General features: G+C 63.8%; 19 protein-coding genes. 8 read left to right on the forward strand and 11 right to left on the reverse strand.

All coding sequences use genetic code 11. From position 1 onward, the window contains the following. Positions 1-7 precede the first annotated feature (7 nt). Both AC04SI_RS16790 and AC04SI_RS16795 read right to left on the reverse strand, forming a co-directional pair. Positions 8-661, reverse strand: coding sequence for a hypothetical protein (locus AC04SI_RS16790; RefSeq protein WP_404279091.1), 654 nt, complete (start codon positions 659-661; stop codon positions 8-10). Then, a complete protein-coding gene (locus AC04SI_RS16795; RefSeq protein WP_040582650.1) occupies positions 658-957 on the reverse strand; it encodes a DUF3572 domain-containing protein in 300 nt (99 codons plus the stop codon). Before AC04SI_RS16795 ends, AC04SI_RS16790 begins: the two co-directional genes overlap by 4 nt. Before the next feature lie 222 nt (positions 958-1,179). Between AC04SI_RS16795 and AC04SI_RS16800 the strand changes: the two genes are divergently transcribed. Continuing rightward, a complete protein-coding gene (locus AC04SI_RS16800; RefSeq protein ID WP_006201772.1) occupies positions 1,180-1,551 on the forward strand; it encodes a response regulator in 372 nt (123 codons plus the stop codon). Between the two features lie 27 nt (positions 1,552-1,578). Further along, on the forward strand, positions 1,579-2,952 hold the full coding sequence (locus AC04SI_RS16805; protein WP_488474517.1) for a PleD family two-component system response regulator: 1,374 nt from the start codon (positions 1,579-1,581) through the stop codon (positions 2,950-2,952). A gap of 518 nt (positions 2,953-3,470) precedes the next feature. On the opposite strand, the gene rpmG is transcribed toward AC04SI_RS16805, so the two are convergent. The 8 genes from rpmG to AC04SI_RS16845 all read right to left on the reverse strand — a co-directional run bounded on the left by rpmG (position 3,471) and on the right by AC04SI_RS16845 (position 12,617). Next, complete coding sequence (gene rpmG, locus AC04SI_RS16810) at positions 3,471-3,638, reverse strand: 50S ribosomal protein L33 (RefSeq protein WP_006201775.1); 168 nt, start codon at positions 3,636-3,638, stop codon at positions 3,471-3,473. A 188-nt stretch (positions 3,639-3,826) separates the two neighbouring features. Further along, positions 3,827-4,285, reverse strand: coding sequence for a YqfO family protein (locus tag AC04SI_RS16815; protein WP_404279107.1), 459 nt, complete (start codon positions 4,283-4,285; stop codon positions 3,827-3,829). 98 nt (positions 4,286-4,383) lie between these two features. Then, a complete protein-coding gene (locus AC04SI_RS16820) occupies positions 4,384-5,559 on the reverse strand; it encodes an MFS transporter (protein ID WP_404279109.1) in 1,176 nt (391 codons plus the stop codon). Positions 5,560-5,575: 16 nt separating this feature from the next. Continuing rightward, positions 5,576-6,316 (reverse strand): NUDIX hydrolase, encoded by a 741-nt coding sequence (locus tag AC04SI_RS16825; RefSeq protein WP_404279111.1) that lies wholly within the window; start codon positions 6,314-6,316, stop codon positions 5,576-5,578. 168 nt (positions 6,317-6,484) lie between these two features. Next, positions 6,485-6,919, reverse strand: a complete 435-nt coding sequence (locus tag AC04SI_RS16830) for a DUF983 domain-containing protein (protein WP_404279385.1) — start codon at positions 6,917-6,919, stop codon at positions 6,485-6,487. A gap of 17 nt (positions 6,920-6,936) precedes the next feature. Then, on the reverse strand, positions 6,937-9,243 hold the full coding sequence (gene rnr / locus AC04SI_RS16835; protein WP_488474518.1) for a ribonuclease R: 2,307 nt from the start codon (positions 9,241-9,243) through the stop codon (positions 6,937-6,939). A 6-nt stretch (positions 9,244-9,249) separates the two neighbouring features. Beyond that, a complete protein-coding gene (topA, locus tag AC04SI_RS16840) occupies positions 9,250-11,856 on the reverse strand; it encodes a type I DNA topoisomerase (protein ID WP_404279115.1) in 2,607 nt (868 codons plus the stop codon). Between the two features lie 383 nt (positions 11,857-12,239). After that, positions 12,240-12,617 carry a COG4315 family predicted lipoprotein gene (locus AC04SI_RS16845; protein WP_040582653.1) on the reverse strand — a complete coding sequence of 126 codons (378 nt, stop codon included), beginning with the start codon at positions 12,615-12,617 and terminating at the stop codon, positions 12,240-12,242. Between the two features lie 182 nt (positions 12,618-12,799). Between AC04SI_RS16845 and AC04SI_RS16850 the strand changes: the two genes are divergently transcribed. From AC04SI_RS16850 to AC04SI_RS16875, 6 genes are all read left to right on the forward strand, one after another. Then, positions 12,800-13,546, forward strand: a complete 747-nt coding sequence (locus AC04SI_RS16850; protein WP_404279117.1) for a cytochrome c biogenesis CcdA family protein — start codon at positions 12,800-12,802, stop codon at positions 13,544-13,546. A 160-nt stretch (positions 13,547-13,706) separates the two neighbouring features. Then, positions 13,707-15,065, forward strand: coding sequence for a bifunctional UDP-N-acetylglucosamine diphosphorylase/glucosamine-1-phosphate N-acetyltransferase GlmU (gene glmU, locus AC04SI_RS16855; RefSeq protein ID WP_488474519.1), 1,359 nt, complete (start codon positions 13,707-13,709; stop codon positions 15,063-15,065). A gap of 187 nt (positions 15,066-15,252) precedes the next feature. Beyond that, positions 15,253-17,076, forward strand: coding sequence for a glutamine--fructose-6-phosphate transaminase (isomerizing) (gene glmS, locus AC04SI_RS16860; protein WP_404279121.1), 1,824 nt, complete (start codon positions 15,253-15,255; stop codon positions 17,074-17,076). A 125-nt stretch (positions 17,077-17,201) separates the two neighbouring features. Then, positions 17,202-17,483 carry a type II toxin-antitoxin system RelE/ParE family toxin gene (locus AC04SI_RS16865; protein ID WP_404279387.1) on the forward strand — a complete coding sequence of 94 codons (282 nt, stop codon included), beginning with the start codon at positions 17,202-17,204 and terminating at the stop codon, positions 17,481-17,483. Positions 17,484-17,519: 36 nt separating this feature from the next. After that, on the forward strand, positions 17,520-17,819 hold the full coding sequence (locus AC04SI_RS16870; RefSeq protein ID WP_404279123.1) for a HigA family addiction module antitoxin: 300 nt from the start codon (positions 17,520-17,522) through the stop codon (positions 17,817-17,819). A gap of 107 nt (positions 17,820-17,926) precedes the next feature. After that, a complete protein-coding gene (locus AC04SI_RS16875; protein WP_404279388.1) occupies positions 17,927-18,658 on the forward strand; it encodes a DUF502 domain-containing protein in 732 nt (243 codons plus the stop codon). On the opposite strand, the gene recG is transcribed toward AC04SI_RS16875, so the two are convergent. Further along, positions 18,610-20,718: an ATP-dependent DNA helicase RecG gene (gene recG, locus AC04SI_RS16880; protein WP_404279125.1), complete on the reverse strand. Its 2,109-nt coding sequence runs from the start codon at positions 20,716-20,718 to the stop codon at positions 18,610-18,612. The genes AC04SI_RS16875 and recG overlap by 49 nt on opposite strands. Positions 20,719-20,782 lie beyond the last annotated feature (64 nt).

Below are 20,782 nucleotides of genomic sequence, written 5' to 3' on the forward strand. Positions count from 1 at the left end.
TCAGGAGCTAAAGCCCGAGCGCCGCCGCGATCTTCGGCGCGGCGTCGCGCCAGTCCTCGACGACGGTGACGCCGTCCGGCGCGGGCGGCAGGAAGGCTCGCAGCGAATTATCGGCCATCAAATGGAAGAGATGCGCGTCGGCGACCGAACTTTTCACCGACGCCAGGTTCGACGGCTGGTCGTCGACGAAAACCACCGGCCGGCCCTTCTTGCCGCGCAATTTGGCCACCGCCGGTCCCTTGGCCATTTCGGTGGTCAGAAGCGGGTAGGGCAGCCCGAGCGTGTCGAGATGGGCGCGGCGCACGGCACGGTGCCTGTGCGGCATGGCGGTCAGCAGGACGATCTCGGCGCTGCCGCCGAGCGTGCCTAGGGCTTCCGCCGCGCCGTCGGTGATGCTTTGCCATTCGGCCTGGGCGTCGAAGAATTCACCCAGAAGCGCCGTCACCTCTTCCTGTTCGATCAGGCGGCCGCTCGCCGTTTCGGCGATGTTGCCGGTGAGGCGGAAGGACGCGAGCGTCAGGCCGAAGCCGCGCGATTTGAGAAAATGCGGGAAGGGCCGGATAAATTCTAGCACGACATCGTCGACGTCGAGCACCAGCAGCGGCCGGTCGTCCGCGGCAAGCTCTTCGATCTGCCGTGCTGTCTCGGGATCGTCGCTCATATCGAACGCTCGTGATCGTCGTCGCCGAGCGGCAGCGCGCGCAAGGCCTTGCCGACGGCAGCCGGCGGGGTTCCGGTCTCCTCGGCGAAGCGCAGCAAGGTCGGTTCGTGGGCCAGGATGAACTGCAGCACGCCGGCCAGGAAACCCGGCTCGCCTGCCGCGCGCCGGATCGACTGCGCCTCGATGCCGGTGATCGCCAGGAAGCGCGGCAGAAGCTCCGGATCGGCCGCGACGAAGCCCAATGCCTTGACGGCAATGGTCTCCGCTTCCTCGCGCATTGACGCTGCGTTTGCCATCATTACCTTCTGAATGCGGAATGAGTCTCTTTCCGCAGTAATGGCAAGTGTCCCTTGCGGCAAGCCATCACCGTCTCCGCGTTGGAATCCGGACAGCTTTTGAGGCGGCCGGTTTCCGTTTCGTCAATCAAATTGGCGTAGAGTGGCGAAGGGTTGGGGTGCGATCCGGCAAGGACGCATGACGATGGTCTTCACGCAGAAGGCCGTCGGGACGGGAAATCGATGCCTAAGAAGGTCATGATCGTCGAGGACAACGAGCTCAATATGAAGCTCTTTCGGGACCTCATCGAAGCCAGCGGTTACGAGACGGTTCGCACACGCAATGGCCTGGAAGCGCTGGATCTGGCGCGCCGGCATCGGCCGGACCTGATCCTGATGGACATCCAGCTGCCGGAGGTTTCGGGGCTGGAAGTGACCAAATGGCTGAAGGAGGATGACGACCTCCACTCGATTCCGGTCATTGCCGTCACCGCCTTCGCCATGAAAGGCGACGAGGAACGCATCCGCCAGGGCGGCTGCGAGGCCTATATTTCCAAGCCGATCTCGGTGCCGCGCTTCATCGAGACCATCAAATCCTATCTGGGCGATGCCTGATGTCCAGCCAAGCCGGAGCCTTGTGACATGACCGCGCGGATCCTCGTCGTCGACGACGTCCCTGCCAATGTGAGGCTGCTCGAGGTTCGGCTGCTTGCCGAATATTTCGAGGTGCTGACTGCGTCCAACGGGCCGGACGCCATCGAGACCTGCGAGAACGGCAAGGTCGATGTCGTGCTGCTCGACGTGATGATGCCCGACATGGACGGCTTCGAGGTCTGCAAGCGGCTGAAAAGCGATCCGGCGACCGCGCACATCCCAGTCGTCATGATCACCGCGCTCGACCAGGTTTCGGACCGGGTGCGCGGCCTCGAGGCCGGCGCCGACGATTTCCTGACCAAGCCGGTCAACGACCTGCAGCTGATGACGCGCGTCAAGAGCCTGGTCAGGCTGAAGTCGCTGACCGACGAGTTGCGGCTGCGCGCCTCGACAACCCGCAACATCGGCATCGAGGAGCTTTTGAGCCGCAACTTCACCGCGGCCGACACCACGCCGAAGGTTCTTTTGATCGACGAGCGCAAATCGTCCTACGAGCGTATCCAGAAGATGCTGCGCGGCAGGGCCGATCTCGACATCGCCAGCGATCCGCATGCCGGTTTCTTCCAGGCGGCCGAGACAGCCTATGAATGCGTGCTGATCTCGACGGCGTTCGCCGATTTCGATCCGCTGCGGCTGTGCTCGCAGCTGCGCTCGCTCGATCGCACGCGCTTCCTGCCGATCATCCTTCTGGCCGACGAGGGCGAGGAGGGGCGCATCATTCGCGGCCTCGAACTCGGCATCAACGATTTCCTGATGCGGCCGATCGACCAGCAGGAGCTGACCGCGCGGCTGCGCACGCAGGTGCGCCGCAAGCGCTACAACGACCAACTCCGCGCCAGTGTCATCCAGACCATCGAGATGGCGGTGACCGACGGGCTGACCGGGCTGCACAACCGCCGTTACCTCGACAGCCATCTGCAAACGCTGTTCGACCGCTCCGTGGCGCGGCGGCGGCCGCTATCGGTGATGATCACCGACCTCGACCGCTTCAAGGCCATCAACGATCTGCACGGCCATGATGGCGGCGATGACGTGCTGCGCGAATTCGCGCGGCGGTTGCGCAAGAACGTGCGCGGCATCGACCTTGCCTGCCGCTTCGGCGGCGAGGAGTTCGTCGTGGTCATGCCCGACACGGACGGCGCGGTGGCCGAAAAGGTCGCCGAACGCATCCGTGCCGAGATCGCCCAGATGCCCTTTGCGATCGGCCATGAGGGCAAGACGATCGAGGTCACCGTAAGCGTCGGCGTATCGTCTGTGCTGAAGGGGACCGATACGGTCGCGGCGCTGATGAAACGCGCCGACCTTGCGCTTTACGAGGCCAAGAGCGGTGGCCGCAACCGCGTCGTCGCCAAGGCTGCATAGAACCTGTTCCCTCCCGATGGAGCCGGGACGGGGCTCTATCTTTTTTGTTCGAGCATGATCTTTTCCGAAGCCGGATACCACTTTTGGGGGATCATGCTCTGGCGCCGGCGCCCGATTTCCCGGTCAAGCCAACAAGGTTAGGAATTTACCTTAATCCAAGCGATTCGCGAGGCTTGGTTAAGAAACTGTTGATTTTTATAAGGTCTTGCGCAAATGTGAAGCCATAGACCAAGACGACCGGCACGAGGATGGATTTGCCGGTTCGATCCGAAAAATACCCCATGATGCTCAGGTCCGCCGCATCTCCTGGGTCCGTGGGGTCGGCCGGCCGGCGCTGGCACATAGTGGCCTCCTCGTACCGCTGCCAAACGCCGACCGGCCCCCTTTCTCCCAAAAAACGACATCAGGATTCCGCGCCGAGCGGCGGAAGATCTGCGTTTTCGGCGCGGGCTGTCAGTCCACCCAAACGAAAAACGCCGCCCGGTGGGCGGCGCTTCGGCATACTCGGAGGAAACCGATTACTTGATCTTGGTTTCCTTGAATTCGACGTGCTTCTTGGCGACCGGATCGTACTTGCGGAACGACAGCTTGTCGGTCTTGGTACGGCTGTTCTTGCTGGTCACGTAGAAGAAACCGGTGTCGGCGGTCGACAGAAGCTTGATCTTGATGTTTGCGGCTTTGGCCATGATGTTCGTCCGTTAATGTTCGTGGAGTTTTGGCCGCTGGAGCACGGGGAAAACACCCGGACGCGGGAAACTTGGCGCGACACATAAAGAACGTGCCCGGAAAGTCAAGCCCGGCCGGGCCTCTGCCGCGCCCAATGCCCATGTTGCCGCAGGCAAGGAGCGTGCCGACGGCAGCGACGTCGGCAGCTTCAGGCGTCCTCCCTGACCGGTGAAGCGGCCTTCTTCCAGTCGCCCGTGGTGTTCCACCAGCGATTGGGGTTGGCGCGGTCGTCGAGACCTTTCGAGCTGCTGGCGAGCAGCGGCTGGATGCGGATCACCGGCTCCTGATAGGAATGCGCCTGGTAGATCGCCTCAACGATTCGGGCGGCCAGCGTCTGGTCGTCGGGCAGTTCGAACGACACCTCGACCGTGCCTGGCCGCTCACGCAAGATCGTCTCGGCGCCGGCGGCAGCACCTTCGAGCGGCCGGTAGCGCTCGACGCCGCCAGCCGACTGGAAGGCGTTGCTGTCATAATTGCCCATGCCGAGCGGGTTGATCGCCACCACCGCTTCCATGATGCGGTCGACATCGGCGGGCGGTGCCTGGAAGCTGACAAGCAGCAGCAACTCCATCCGCACCGATCTGGTTTCAAATCCACTGTCGATCATCTGATATCTCCCTGCTTGTGGAGCGTCGATATAGCAGGGGTGCTGCTGACACGGTGATGTCAGCAGCCTCGTGCGCCGAGGCGCCTGATCGAGCCGCTCTACAGGATTTTCCGGACGAGCCTGATGCCGACCAAAGCGATATAGGCGGCGAAGAAAACACCGAGCGACCAGCCGAAGCCGGAGGGGCCGAAGATGTCCATACCGATGCCGATCGCCTGCGGCCCGAGCACCATGCCGACGCCATAGCAAAGCACGAAGGCGGCGTTGGCGGAGGCCAACTCATGGCCGGAGAGCTGGGAGCCGAGATGGGCAAGGCCGATCGTATAGAGCGCGGCGACCACGCCACCCCAGACGAACAGAAGCGCTGCCATCAGGTGCCAATTCGCGGCGAAGTGCGGCATGAAGACGGTGCCGGCGAGGCCGACGGTGGCGCAAGCCAGGAGCAGATGGCGGCGGTCCGAGACGCGGTCGCTGATCATGCCGATCGGGATCTGCAGAAGCACGTTGCCGAGGCCGATCATGGTCAGCAGCAGGGCGGCGTCGGCTTCGGAGTAGCCGATGCGGCTGCCATAGATCGGGAACAGTGCGAAGCCGCCGGTCTCGACGGCGCCGAACACCAGCACCGCGAAGGTGGCGGTCGGCACCAGCCAGATGTAGCGCAGGAAATTGCTGGTCTCGCCGTCCGCCACGATCGTCGGGCTCTCGTTGCGTGCCGCCAGCACCGGTATTGCGGCCAGTGTCACCAACCCGATGATGACGCCGAAGGGCCGGAAGCCGGAGCTGCCGAGATGGGAAAACAGCCACGGCCCGGCAGCGAAACCGAGCGACAGTACGGTGGCATAGATGCCCAGCACCAGGCCGCGCCGGTGCGGCGGTGCCGAGGTGCTGATCCAGAATTCCGACAGGATGAACAGCACTGTCAGCGCGATATGCAGCACGACGCGCAGCGGGAACCACATCCAGAAGTCCGGCGCGAAATGGAAGCCGACGAAGGCGAGCGCGCCGGCGGCAATCATGGCTAACATGGTCCAGGCGACACCGAAGCGCATGGCAAGCGGCGTGGCGAGCGGCGCACCGGCGATCGAGGCCAGGCCGGCGACGGCGGTGTTAAGGCCGATCATCGAGGCCGAGTGGCCGCGCGTCTCCAGGATGACGCTGAGCAGCGGCATGCCGAGGCCGATGGCGATGCCGACAACGCTGATCGAGGAGATCGCAGCGACCATCGGCAGCCAGTGTACGCGTTCGTCTCCCTGTTGCTGGGTATCGACCGTCATGTGATGCCTGAATTACCTATAGAATTTCGCGGATGAAGCGGTTGCGGACAAGCCGGTAGAGGGGCACGGAGCCGCCCGGACGCAGCAGCGGATCGTCGGCGAGCCGCCTTTCCAGCTCCTCCAGGATCATGCGGGTGATGTCGGGTATGTCTGCCTGCCTGGCCTTGGCCAGCGGCAGCCAGACCAGCTCCTCCAACTCATTGGTCGGACCGCCGCCCGGAAGCTCAACCGCCACGTTGCCGCGCCAGGCGCTGAAGAAGCGGGTGTCGAAACGGCGTACCCGGTTTGGCGGCGTGATCGCCCGCGCGATGAAACGCAGCGGCTCCAGCGAGGGCATCACACCGTGTTTGGCAAAGCCTTGCCAATCACGACTGGTCGTCGCGAAGGTGCCTTTGCGGCCGATGAGCAGGCCGGCTTCCTCGTAGGTCTCGCGGATCGCCGACAGCGCAATGGCGCGGGCGCGTGCCACGCTCGTGCGGCCAAGGCCGGTGGTCAAATTGGCTTGTTCCTCCGAGTGGAGCCCTGCTGCGACGGGAATGCGGCTGTCGGCTGGATCCGTGCGGCCGCCGGGAAAGACGAATTTCCCGGGCATGAAGGCATGACCGGCATGGCGGCGGCCCATCAGCACCTGGATGTCATCGCCCTTGCGGTCGAGCAGAATCAGCGTCGCGGCGTCGCGCGGACGCAACGCCCGGGCCTGTGGCAGTGCAACACTCCGCTCAACCTTGTCGATGTCGGCCTTGGTCATCCCGTCCATACGCTCGACCTGATGCATGTCGTCCAGAAGGTTCGGGGACCAACGACCTGCACGGAAATAAGATCTGAAGCGTGTCGCGTGAACCCGTTCATACGCGACGCGCTTTAGCGGAAACTTGTCTTGTGCGAAAGTGGCGTTCAGCCATCGCCGATTGCACCAGCCGCGACTTCAAGCCTCGGGGTGAGACTCGATGACATCCTTTTCGCCGCCGAAGCCGTGCATATAGAGCGCCCATTGCAGGCCGATGACGGCGCCCTTGACCGGCTGTAAGAGCACCACCGCGAGCAGGATGGTCAGCGGCACCCAGATGGCGATGTGCTGCCAGGTGGAGAGGGTGGAGGTTGCCTCGACGCCCATGAAGGCGCCAAGCACGATATGGCCGACGATGACGATCACCAGATAGGCGGGCAGGTCGTCGGCACGGTGGTGATGCAGTTCCTCGCCGCAATGGTCGCATTTGTCGACGGACTTGGTGAAGCCGCGAAACAGCTTGCCTTCGCCGCAATGCGGGCAGCGGCCGAGCAGGCCGCGCTTCATCGCTGTCCACAGCGGTCGTGCGACCCGGCCCGAATGAAGTTCGCCGCCGAAAACCTGGTCTTCCATCTGCAACTGTCTTGCCATCATCGTCTCCTGCCGCGCGTGCCCGGACGCGATTGCGACGCGCGGGCGCGGCCCTTGGCCTTGTGGAACGACCGTTTGGAACCGGGCAGCGGCTTCGGGTCGGTCAGCGTCTCGAAACGCATCGCGCCGGCCATCGGCGCCACCTCGACCAGGCGAACCTCGACGCGGTCGGCAAGCTGATAACCCTTGCCGGTGCGCTCTCCGAACAGCGATCGAGCGGTTTCGTCGTAGATATAGTAATCGCCGTCCAGACTTGACACCGGGATAAAGCCATCCGCGCCGTACTGCGGCAATTGGACAAATAGTCCCGATTTGGTGACGCCGGAGATGCGCGCGTCGAAGCGGTCGTCGATGCGTTCGGCCAGATAGGCCGCGACCAGCCGGTCGACCGTGTCGCGTTCGGCCGCCATGGCGCGGCGCTCGGTGCCGGAGATCAGCACGGAAACATCTTCCAGCCGGTCTGCCTCATTCTGTGTCAGGCCGCCCGCGCCGAGGTCGAGTGCGGCAATCAGCCCGCGATGCACGATCAGGTCGGCATAGCGGCGGATCGGCGAGGTGAAATGCGCGTAGCGTTTCAGGTTAAGGCCGAAATGGCCGATATTCTTCGGCGAATATTCGGCCTGGCTCTGCGAGCGCAGCACCACTTCGTTGACCAGCCCCTCATTGTCGGCGCCGCTGACGCGCTCGAGGATGCCGTTGAACTGGGCCGGGCGCATCTGGGTGCCGCGCGCCAGCGACAGGCCGAGCGTCTGCAGGAATTCGCGCAGCGATTCCTGCTTGGCCAGCGAAGGCGCATCGTGGATGCGGTAGACCAGCGCCTGGCGCTTGGCCTCCAGCGTTTCGGCGGCCGCGACATTGGCCTGGATCATGAACTCTTCGATGAGCCTGTGGGCGTCGAGCCGCTCCGGCACGACGACGCGGTCGACGGTGCCGTCCTCCTTCAGCAGGATCTTGCGCTCCGGCAGGTCGAGTTCCAACGGCTGGCGGGAATCGCGACCGCGCTTGAGGATGGCATAAGCGTCCCATAGCGGCTTCAGCACCGCGTCGAGGATCGGGCCGGTCTTGTCGTCAGGCATGCCGTCGATGGCCGCCTGCGCCTGCGGGTAGGCGAGTTTCGCCGCCGACTTCATCATGACACGGTGGAAGGAATGCCTGACTTTGCGGCCGTCGGCGGAAAAGGTCATGCGCACCGCAAGCGCCGGGCGATCCTGGCCCTCGCGCAGCGAGCAAAGGTCGTTGGAGATGCGTTCGGGCAGCATCGGCACGACGCGGTCGGGGAAATAGACCGAATTGCCGCGCTTCAGCGCCTCGCGGTCGAGCGCGGTGCCATAGCGGACGTAAGCCGCGACATCGGCGATCGCCACGGTGACGACCACGCCGCCGGGGTTCTTGTCGTCGGTGTCGGGCGTGGCGAACACCGCATCGTCATGGTCCTTGGCGTCGGCCGGATCGATGGTGACAAGCGGCAGGTCGCGCCAGTCCTCGCGGTGATCAAGCGTCGCCGGCTTCACGGCCTCGGATTCGGCGATTACGTCGGCCGGAAAGATATGCGGAATATCGTGGGCATGGATGGCGATCATCGAGACCGCCTTCTCGCTGGTCAGCGAGCCCAGCACCGTCAGGACTTTCGCGCGCGGCAGCCCGTAGCGGGAGGCGCGCGCCGGCTCGACCTCGACCAGGTCGCCGTTCTTGGCGCCGTTCTGGAATTCCTTGTCGACGACCAGTTCGGGCTGGCGCCGTTCCACCGGCTCGATCCGGAAGGTTCCGTCCTTCAGCACACGAAAAACGCCGAGCACGGCATCCGTGCGTTTCTCGAAGATCTTCATCACCCGGCCGGTATAGGCGGGGCCTGTCGCATCGTCGGTGGGGAAGGTCTTGGCCAGCACGCGGTCACCGATGCCCGGCGCCGGACCATTGCCGCCGCGCGAGACGCGGATCGAGACGACCGGCGGCTCGCCGTTGCCGATAGGCTCGGCCGGGTGCGCCAGCAGCACGCCGTCGCCATCGCGGCCAAAAATGTCGAGCACCGCGACATGGGGCAGGGCGCCGACGCGGGCGAGCCGCTTGCGCTCCTTGGTCAGGATGCCTTCGTCCTGCAGGTCGCGCAGCATGTCCTTCAGCCAGATGCGGTCCTCGCCGCGCAGCGCGAACGCCTTGGCGATGTCGCGCTTGCCGGCGCGGTCCGGGTTTTCGGCGATGTAGCGCAGGATCTCGTCGCGTGAGGGGCGGTAGTCGTCCTTCACCTTGGCGCGGGTATCGGCGGTGCGCGGATCGCCGTGGCTTCGTCCGGAGATCCTGCGCGCCACGGCCTGCTATCCCTTTTTCTTCGCCGCCGGCTTTTTGGCGGCCGCGGGCTTCGCCCCCGCCGCCTTGCGGAACGGCTTCTTGCCGCCGCCGCCCTTGGCTTCCTTCTCGGCAATCAGCGCCAGCGCGTCCTCGATGGTCACCGATTGCGGGTCCTTGCCCTTGGGCAGCGTCGCGTTGACCTTGCCGAAATTGACGTAGGGCCCGTATTTGCCGTCGCGCACGACGATCTTGCCGCCGCCATCGGGGTGATCGCCAAGCTCCTTCAGCGCGGCGGGGGTGCCGCCATTGCGGCCGTTCTTGCCCTTCAGCTGCTTCTCGGCGATCACCGACACGGCGCGGTTGAGGCCGATCGAGAACACGTCCTCGATGCTTTCGAGATTGGCGTAGGTGCCGTCATGCAGCACGAACGGTCCGTAGCGGCCGAGCCCTGCCGAAATCATCTTGCCGCTCTCCGGATGCTTGCCGACGTCGCGCGGCAGCGCCAAGAGGGCGAGCGCCTTTTCGTGGTCGATTGTATCGACCGTCCAGCCCTTGGGCAGGCTGGAGCGCTTGGCTTCCTTGCCATCGCCGCGCTGGATGTAGGGGCCGAAGCGACCGCTACGCAGCGTGATCTCCTCAGCCGTGTAGGGGTCCTTGCCCAGCACCTTGGTGCCGTCGTCGCCATTGCCGTTCTCGCCATTGGGGTTGGCGGCGTCGCCGAGCTGGCGGGTGAACGAGCATTCCGGATAGTTCGAGCAGCCGACGAAGGCGCCGAATTTGCCGAGCTTGAGCGACAGATTGCCGGTGCCGCATTTCGGGCAGATGCGGGGGTTCGAGCCGTCTTCCCGCGCCGGGAACACCAGTGGCGCCAGCTCTTCGTTCAGCGCATCGAGAACATCAGTGACGCGCAGTTCCTTGATGTCGGCGACGGCGCCGGAAAAATCCTTCCAGAAGTCGCGCAGCACATCCTTCCAGGCGAGCTTGCCGTCGGAGATCTCGTCGAGCTTTTCCTCGAGCGAGGCGGTGAAATCATATTCGACATAGCGCTCGAAGAAGCTTTCGAGGAAGGCCGACAACAGCCGGCCCTTGGCCTGCGGCACCAGCTTGCGCTTGTCGATCTCGACGTAATCGCGGTCCTCGAGCGTCTTCAGGATCGCCGTGTAGGTGGACGGGCGGCCGATGCCGAGCTCTTCCAGCTTCTTGATCAGTGAGGCTTCCGAATAGCGCGGCGGCGGCTCGGTGGTGTGCTGGGTGGCGTTGATCGCCTGGCGCGCAAGCTGTTCGCCGGCACGGATCTCGGGCAGGCGGCGGCTTTCCTCGTCCTCCGCGTCCTCGTCCTTCTGGTCGGTGTAGGCGGCGATGAAACCGTCGAAGCGAACGACCGAACCGACGGCGCGAAGCTCGGCGGTGCGAGCGCCGTTGACCGCTTCGATCTCGACCGTGGTGCGCTCGATCTCGGCCGGCTGCATCTGGCTGGCGATGGCGCGCTTCCAGATCAGCTCGTAGAGCCGCGCCTGGTCGGCATCGAGATACTGCCGGACCGAAGCCGGCGTGCGCATGAAATCGGTCGGTCGGATCGCCTCGTGCGCTTCCTGGGCGTTCTTGGCCTTGGTCGTGTAAAAGCGCGGCTTTTCCGGCAGGTATTTTGCGCCGAATTCCTTGGCGATCGCATCGCGCGCGGCGTCGATCGCCTCCGGCGCCATCTGCACGCCGTCGGTTCGCATATAGGTGATCAGGCCGGCGGCCTCGCCGCCGATGTCCATGCCTTCATAGAGGCGCTGCGCCACCTGCATGGTGCGGCTGGCGGAAAAGCCGAGGCCAGAGGAGGCCGCCTGCTGCAGCGTCGAGGTGGTGAAGGGCGGGCCCGGATTGCGCTTGGTCGGCTTTGCCTCGACCGATACCGCCTTGAAGGCAGCGCCTTCGAGCATCGCCTTGATGTCGTCGGCCTGCGCCTTGTTGGCGATGTCGAGTTTTTGCAGCTTCTTGCGCTCGAAGGCGGTGAGCCGTGCTTCGAAATTCTCGTTGCGCGGCGTGCCGAGAATGGCGGCGATCTGCCAGTATTCCTCGCGGATGAAGCGCTCGATCTCGGATTCGCGGTCGCAGACCAGGCGCAGCGCCACCGACTGGACGCGGCCGGCCGAGCGGGCGCCGGGCAGCTTGCGCCACAGCACCGGCGACAGCGTGAAGCCGACGAGATAGTCCAGCGCCCGGCGGGCGAGATAGGCATCGACCAGTGGCGCGTCGATCTGGCGCGGATTGGCCATGGCTTCCAGCACCGAGGACTTGGTGATGGCGTTGAAGACGACGCGGCTGACCGGCTTGTCCTTCAGCGCGCGCTTCTGCTTCAGCACTTCCAGCACATGCCAGGAGATCGCTTCGCCTTCGCGGTCCGGGTCGGTGGCGAGGATCAGGCCGTCGGCATCCTTGACCGCCTTGGCGATGTCGGCCAAGCGCTTGCCCGATGCGGTATCGACGGCCCAGGACATGGCGAAATCCTCGTCCGGGCGCACCGAGCCGTCCTTGGCCGGCAGATCGCGGACATGGCCGAACGAGGCCAGAACCTTGTAGTTCTTGCCGAGGTATTTGTTGATTGTCTTTGCCTTGGCCGGCGATTCGACGACGACGACGTCCATGAGGTCTCATATCAGCTGTGGGGCGGCAGAAGAATTCCGCTGCGCGACGCGTTCTTTTCGTCGCTCACATGGCCGCGCTTTTGCAATCGGTCAAGGGGAAGTGGCCAAATTGCGAGGACGTCCGCAGCAATACACTCTTAGAGTGTATGGGGAACATCACAGAATTTCGGGGAAGGCCGTTCATGCTTCGAGCGACCCGAAACGACTCGGAGATACGTCGCCAGCGACCATGCAAATCCGGCCCAGTGCCGCATCTGAGCAGGCGCAATGGCCTGCATTGTGAAACCGGCCGCCAGGCGAATGGAGGGTGCCCGGCGACCAGTCGACGTCCCGCTAGCGGCAGCACACTGTCCGCCAGCAGGCAGGACGCTGCATTGGGAACGTCAGTCGGCCTTGACGACGTGCCAGACTTCGCCGACGCCGTCACCGGTCATGTCGCCGGCTTTCTTGTCCTTGATGAAGGTGTAGACCGGCTTGCCCTCATAGGCCCACATCTTGGTGCCGTCGGTGCGGTCGACGACTGTCCATTCACCGTCGGCTTTCGCGTCGGCCTCGGCCTTCAGCGGCGGCCAGTTGGTGGCGCATTTGTCGTAGCAGTTGGTCTTGCCCTTCTCGTCCTTGTCGTAGGTATAAAGCGTCATGCCGTTGGCATCGGTGTAGATCTTGGTGCCACCGACATCGGCTTCCTTCCACGCCTCGGCAGCGAAGGATGCGGCGGTGCTGAGCAAAAGCGCGGCCAGCCCGGCTGTGATCGTTTTCATGGAAATCTCCCTGAGTGATCCGAAAAGGCGCGCGGGAAATCGCGGCCTTGTCTGTTCAACGTGTCCGGCTGCCCGTTTCTTCCCCGTCTGTCGCTGCAGGCAGTGCGGCTTGCCACAAAATGGTGATTGGTGGACAAGGCGGTGCGTCGCTATATGCGCGCCAGCATTGTTGGAGCTACGGAATGGCATTGGACATCGGCTATGTCAGCGCGGTTGGGGCGGGGGCGATCTCGTTCCTGTCGCCTTGCGTGCTGCCGCTGGTGCCGCCCTATCTCTGCTACATGGCCGGCGTGTCGGTCGACGACTTTCGCGGCGATGCCGGCGCCACGGCCAGGGCCGGCGCGCGTGGTGCGTTGATTGCGTCCTCGATCGCCTTCGTGCTCGGCTTCTCCACCGTGTTCGTCGCGCTCGGCGCCGGCGCCTCGACCATCGGTCATTGGCTACGCATCTGGCAGGAGCAGCTGGCGATGGCCGCCGGCGTGCTGATCATCCTGATGGGGCTGAATTTCCTCGGCATATTGCGCATCCCGCTTCTGTCGCGCGAGGCGCGCTTCCAGTCGCAAGGCAAGCCGGCCAGCCTGATTGCCGCCTATGTCATGGGGCTGGCCTTCGCTTTCGGCTGGACACCCTGCATCGGTCCGGTGCTGGGACCGATCCTGACGCTGGCCGGCGGCCGCGAGACGGTCGGTGAGGGCGCGCTGCTGCTCGCTGCCTATTCGCTCGGGCTGGGCATCCCGTTCCTGATCGCAGCCCTGTTTTCCTCGGCCTTCATGCGCTTCCTTGGCAAATTCCGCGTCCATCTCGGCCGCGTCGAAAAGGCGATCGGCGCACTACTGGTTGTCGCGGGGGTGTTTTTCCTGACCGGCGGGGTACAGAGCGCGTCGTATTGGCTCCTGGAGAACTTCCCAGCCCTGGGGCAATTGGGATAGGCGTCCCGATACAAGCCCGGGCTGTCGTACAGAACTTTAGGCCCGCTGATTAAGAGTCAGCTGCTCCGCCATCTCACCGGAATTTAACCGCATTGGTGCAGCATGGCGCCAATGCTAGATAGTTTCGATTCCTGATCCCTTTTCATACGGTTGCCCATTCATGAGCCAGAGATCCTGCCTGTCCGTCATCCTCGCCGCCGGCGAAGGCACGCGCATGAAGAGCGCGCTGCCGAAGGTGCTGCATCAGATCGCCGGCCTGCCGATGGTTGCCCATGTGGTGAAGGCGGCCGAAGCCGCCGGCGCTGGGGATCAGGCGCTGGTGATCGGCCATGGCGCGGACGAGATGCGGAAGGCGGCGACCAAGTTTGCGCCGAAGGCAGAGACTTTTGTGCAGGAAAAGCGCTTGGGCACCGCGCATGCCGTGCTGGCTGCGCGCGACGCGATATCAAGGGGTTACGACGATGTCCTCGTAATGTTCGGCGACACGCCGTTGATCGATCCGGACGCGCTCACCGTGGCACGGTTGAAACTGGCCGAAGGTGCTGGCGTCGTTGTGATCGGTTTCCGCACGGCCAACCCGACCGGCTATGGCCGCCTGATCGAAAAGGGCGGCAACCTGGTCGCAATCCGCGAGGAGAAGGACTGCTCCGACGAGGAGAAAAAGATTACCTTCTGCAATGGCGGGCTGATGGCGGTGGCCGGCAGCCAGGCGCTGAAGCTGCTCGAAGCGGTTGGCAACAAGAACGCCAAGGGCGAATACTACCTGACCGATATCGTCGAGATCGCCAGCGGCCAAGGGCTCGATGTCATCGCCACTGAGGCCAGTTTCGAGAACGCGCTCGGCATCAACAACCGCGCCGAACTTGCCGAAGCCGAAGGCATCTGGCAGCGGCGCCGGCGGCGCGAGACGATGCTGTCGGGAGTGACGCTGATATCGCCCGAGACAGTTTTCTTCTCGCACGATACCGAGATCGGCGCCGACACGGTCGTCGAACCCAATGTCTGGTTCGGGCTAGGCGTGAAGATCGCCACGGGCGCCAAGATCCATGCCTTCAGCCATATCGAGGGCGCCACCGTCGCCTCGAACTGCGATGTCGGGCCGTTCGCGCGGCTGCGGCCGGGTGCCGATCTCAAGCAGAAGGCCAAGGTCGGCAATTTCTGCGAGGTCAAGCAGGCTGTCATCGAGGAGGGCGCCAAGGTCAACCATCTGACCTATATCGGCGATGCGAGGGTTGGAGCGGGCGCCAATATCGGCGCCGGCACCATCACCTGCAATTATGACGGCTATTCGAAATTCTTCACCGACATCGGCGAGGGCGCCTTCATCGGTTCGAACTCCTCGCTGGTGGCGCCGGTCACGATCGGCAACGGCGGCTACATCGCCTCGGGCAGTGTGATTACCGAAAGCGTGCCGGATGACGCGCTGGCCTTCGGCCGCGCCCGTCAGAAAACGATTCCAGGCAAGGGCAAGGAATTGCGCGAGCGTTTTGCTTCGGCGGCTGCGGCGAAGAAAAAGTGAATATTGGCAGGCCAAGCGCCTGAAAAACCGAACGATTGCAGTAACCGGATTGCAAGAGCGGTCTGGCATGGTGCATTGCGAGCAGGACCGTTCCGCTGACACGGAACGAAACGCAAAGTGACTTTTACGGCAGGCCGGCAATCCCTAGATAGCGCTGGGTTTCTGCAAGGAATCGGGGGCAAGCGCCATGTGCGGTATCGTCGGAATTGTCGGCCAACAGCAGGTCGCGCCGCTCATCGTCGATGCGCTGAAACGGCTCGAATACCGCGGCTATGACTCGGCCGGCGTCGCCACCATCGAACATGGCGAGCTTGGCCGCAGGCGCGCCGAAGGCAAGCTGGTCAATCTCGAACGCCTGCTGAAGAGCGAGCCGCTCGACGGTACGATCGGCATCGGCCACACGCGCTGGGCGACGCATGGCGTGCCGAATGAGACCAACGCGCATCCGCATTTTTCCGACGGCGTCGCCATCGTCCACAACGGCATCATCGAGAACTTCGCCGAATTGCGCGACGAACTGATCCGCGACGGCTATTCTTTCTCGTCGCAGACCGACACCGAGGTCGTCGCGCACCTGGTGGCGCGCGAACTGGCCAAGGGGCTGAAGCCGGTCGAGGCCGCGCACCAGGCGCTGAAGCGGCTGGACGGCGCCTTCGCGCTGGCGATCATGTTCAGGGGTGACGAGGACCTCATCGTCGGCGCCCGCAACGGCCCGCCCTTGGCCGTCGGCCATGGCGACGGCGAGATGTTTTTGGGCTCCGACGCCATCGCGCTGGCGCCCTTCACCAATTCGATCACCTATCTGGAAGACGGCGACTGGGCTGTCGTGCGCCGCAATGAGGTCGCCATTTTCGACATGGACGGCAACAAGGTCGACCGCAAGCGCCAGCAGTCGCTGTCGACCAGCTTCATGGTCGACAAGGGCAACCGCCGGCACTTCATGGAAAAGGAAATCCATGAGCAGCCGGAAGTGATCTCGCACACGCTGGCGCATTATGTGGATTTCGTCTCCGGCGTCTCCAAGCCGCTCGAGCTGCCCTTCGATTTCGCCAAGATCGGCCGGCTGGCGATCTCGGCCTGCGGCACCGCCTATCTCGCCGGCTTGATCAGCAAATACTGGTTCGAGCGTTATGCGCGGCTGCCGGTCGACATCGATGTCGCCTCGGAATTCCGCTACCGCGAGATGCCGCTGTCGGCCAACGACGCCGCTTTCTTCATCTCGCAGTCGGGCGAGACCGCCGACACGCTGGCGTCGCTGCGCTACTGCCGCAAGGCCGGCATGAAGATCGGTGCTGTCGTCAATGTGCGCGAATCGACCATGGCGCGCGAATCCGACGTGGTGCTGCCGACGCTGGCCGGCCCCGAGATTGGCGTCGCCTCGACCAAGGCGTTCACTTGCCAGCTTTCGGTGCTGGCTTCACTTGCGGTACGCGCCGGCGTGGCGCGCGGAACGATTTCGCGTGAGCAGGAAAAGACGCTGGTGCGCGAGCTGTCGGAAGCGCCGCGCTACGCCAACCAGGTGCTGAAGCTCGACGGGCAGATCGAACGAATCGCGCGCGAACTCTCGCGCTACAAGGACGTGCTTTATCTCGGCCGCGACACCAATTTTCCGCTGGCTATGGAAGGCGCGCTGAAGCTCAAGGAAATCTCCTATATCCACGCCGAGGGCTATGCCGCCGGCGAGCTGAAGCATGGGCCGATCGCGCTGATCGACGAGAACATGCCGGTCATCGTCATCGCGCCGCATGACCGCATCTTCGAAAAGACCGTGTCGAACATGCAGGAAGTGGCGGCGCGCGGCGGCAAGATCATCCTGATCACCGACAGCAAGGGCGCGGCGCAGGCCAGCGTTAAGACGATGGAGACGATCATCCTGCCCGACGTGCCGGAAATCATCTCGCCGATCATCTACGCGCTGCCGATCCAGATGCTCGCCTACTTCACCGCCGTGTTCATGGGTACCGACGTCGACCAGCCGCGCAATCTGGCGAAATCGGTGACGGTGGAATAGGCCGGGGTCAAGTCTTGACTGCCGCCCGAATGGTCCCAAACAGCTTGGTTTGTATCAGTTGTTGATACGTTTCCCCTTGCATGGTGCATTGTATCAATCTATGATACAAATCTTGGGGGATGGCATTGATCGTTTCGTTTAGGGGCAAAGCGGTCGAGGCTGTTGCCGAAGGCAAGGCGCCGAAAGGCTTTCCACCAGATTTGGTTGCTCGTGGTGAACGCCGCCTCAGGGCAATCGACAATGCAGCTCAACTGAATGACCTTCGATCGCCACCTGGAAATCATCTCGAAGCCCTGAAAGGAAGCAGGACCGGGCAACATTCTATTCGCATCAACGATCAATGGCGCATCTGCTTCAGGTGGACGGCCGCCGGGGCTGAAGATGTGGAGATCGTTGACTACCATTGAGTGGGCGCTTGCCCCGACCCTGGAGGTCCTTGAACTATGCTCAAGTTTGCACGTCCGATTCATCCGGGAGAATATCTGCGCGAGGAATATCTCGTCCCGCTCGGCATGAGTCCCGGTGCGCTCGCGAGGAGGCTCAACCTTCCCCGCACCCGCATCGAGCGTATCGTCAAGGAGGAGGTTGGCCTGACTCCCGATTCGGCGCTTCGCCTTGCCAGATTCTTCAACACCACGCCCGAATTCTGGATGAATTTTCAGCAGGCCTATGAACTTGAAACCGAGGCGAAAAAACTCGCGCCGGAGCTTGAGAAGATCGCGCCTCTGGACGCAGCTGCGTAAACAGCCTTTTAAAAACTTCGCAATTCCAAACCGCCTTGCGGTTCACTAATGTCGCGTTGCAATCAGCGCGCTGCGGTGAACCCATGAACGCTCCCAAGACCTCAGGCATGACCCGGCTGCGGAATTATTTCCTGACCGGCTTCATCGTCTGCGCACCTCTGGCCATCACCGCCTATATCGCCTGGTCGTTCATCGGCTGGGTCGATTCCTGGGTGAAACCCTATATTCCGGCACGCTACAGCCCGGACACCTATCTGCCGGTCCCGGTTCCGGGCTTTGGCCTGATCGTTGCCTTGATCCTGATCACGCTGATCGGCTTCATGACGGCCAACATCGTCGGCCGCGCCATCGTCAACTTCGGCGAGCGCTTGCTCGGTCGCATGCCCCTGGTGCGCGGCATCTACGGTTCGCTGAAGCAGATTTTCCAAACGGTGCTGTCGAACAAGGGCGACATGTTCCACCAGGTCGGGCTGGTCGAATATCCGCGCAAGGGGGTCTGGTCGCTGGTGTTCGTCGCCAGCGAGAAGGAAACCGAGATCAACCAGAAGCTCGACCAGGAAGGCGACCCGCTGATCGCGGTGTTCATGCCGTGCACGCCGAACCCGACCACCGGCTTCCTGATGTATGTGCTGAAATCCGACATCGTGCTGCTCGACATGACGATCGAAGACGGCGCCAAGCTGATCGTGTCGGCCGGGCTTGTGGCACCTGAGGTGAAGGCCAAGATCGTGACCGTCAATGGAGAGCGGATCGATGGCCCGCTTGCCAATCCGCCTGTCGGCGCCGGGCCTCAGCCGGCGCGGAGCAGACGCACGGCCTCGTCGCGGCCGAACAGATAGAGCAATAGCCGAAGCGCCGAACCGCGCTCGGACTGCAATTCCGGATCGCGCGACAGGACCAGCCTTGCGTCGTCGCGTGCGGCTTCGAGCAGATCGGCATGCGCCTCGATGCGCGCCACCTGGAAGCCCGGCGTGCCGGACTGGCGGGTGCCCAGCAACTCGCCTTCGCCGCGCAGCTTCAGATCCTCCTCTGCGATGCGGAACCCGTCCTCGGTCTCGCGCATCACCGACAGCCGGCGTTTTGCCGTCTCGCCCAGCGGATCCTTGTAGAGCAGCACGCAGGATGACGGCTTGCCGCCGCGCCCGACCCGGCCGCGCAGCTGGTGCAGTTGCGCAAGGCCGAAGCGCTCGGCATGCTCGATGACCATGATCGTCGCGTCCGGCACGTCGACGCCGACCTCGATGACTGTGGTGGCGATCAGGATGCGCGTCTCGCCCTGCTTGAAGGCACGCATCGCCTCGTCCTTCTCTGTGCCCTTCATACGTCCGTGCACCAGCCCGATCCTGTCGCCGAATAGCGGCTTCAGCGAAGCGAAACGATCCTCGGCCGACATCAGCTTGATCTCTTCGGATTCCTCGACCAGCGGACAGATCCAGTAGATTTTCTGACCGTCGGTGACGGCATCGAGCATACGGCCAACCAGTTCGTCCAGCCTTTCGAGCGGCAAGGTCACGGTGCGGATCGGCTGGCGGCCGACCGGCTTTTCGGTCAGTTTCGAGACATCCATGTCGCCGAAGGCGGTCAGCACCAAAGTGCGCGGGATCGGCGTCGCCGTCATCACCAGCATGTCGGGCGCATCGCCCTTGGCGGTGATGGCAAGCCGCTGGTGGACACCGAAACGGTGCTGCTCGTCGACCACGGCGAAGACGAGGTCATGGAAAGTCACGGTTTCCTGGAACAGCGCATGGGTGCCGACAACGATGTCGATTTCTCCGTTTGCAAGACCGGCGAGCGTGTCGGTGCGCTCGCGGCCCTTTTCGCGGCCGGTGAGGATGGCGATGCGTAGGCCGGCCTTTTCCGCCAAAGGCGTGATCGTCGCAAGATGCTGGCGGGCCAGGATTTCGGTCGGCGCCATCAGCGCCGCCTGGCCGCCGGCCTCGACGGCGCGCGCCATGGCGAGCAGCGCGACCACCGTCTTGCCGGAGCCGACGTCGCCTTGCAGCAGACGCAGCATGCGTTCTGGGTCGGCGAGATCGGCGTTGATTTCGGCGAGCGCGAATTCTTGGCTACCAGTCAGTGAATAGGGCAGGGCCGCGCGCAGTTTTTCGACGATACGGCCGTCGCCAATCAGCGGGCGGCCGGACAGGCGGCGCACCTTTGCCCGCACCAGCGCCAGCGACACCTGGCCGGCCAGCAGTTCATCATAGGCAAGCCGCCGCCACGCTGCCCCCTCGATGGCGACGTCGATCGGGTCGGCCGGATTGTGGATGCGGGTGAGCGCATCGCCGAAGGCCGGAAAAGTCTGGCGGCGCATGAAGGCGCCGTCCTGCCATTCCGGCAGCTCCGGCAGCCGGCCGAGAGCCTGGCCGATCGCGCGGCGCAGCACCTTTCCCGACAGGCCGGCGGTCAACGGATAGACAGGCTCGACCAGGGGCAGGGCTTCGGCGTCACTGGCGAGCGCGATATGATCGGGGTGAACCATGGTCGGGCGGCCGTTGAACCATTCCATGCGGCCGGAGACGACGACATGCTCGCCCACGGGCATGGCCTTTTCGAGATAGGCGGCATGGGCATGGAAGAACGTCAGGCCGATTTCGCCGGTCTCGTCATGGGCATAGACCCGGTAGGGCACCGACCTGTTGCCGCGCTGTGGCGGCTGGTGGCGGTCGATGCGCACTTCGAGCGTGACGATGGCGCCTGCCGGTGCGAGCGCAATGCCCGGCCGGTTGCGGCGGTCGATCACCGTGTGGGGCAAGACGAACAAGAGGTCGCCGGCGCGGGCGGCGCGGTCGCCGAGATCGGCAGTGACCACCTTCTCGATCAGTGTGCCGACTTTCGGCCCAACACCGGCAAGCGAGGTGATTGGGACGAACAGCGGATCGAGGAGGGAAGGACGCATGATGTCAGCTTATGTCGCGACGGCCATTGCGCAAGGCTGACACCGCCCTCTATCCACGCTATAT

This window comes from Mesorhizobium sp. CNPSo 4689 (assembly GCF_057784325.1).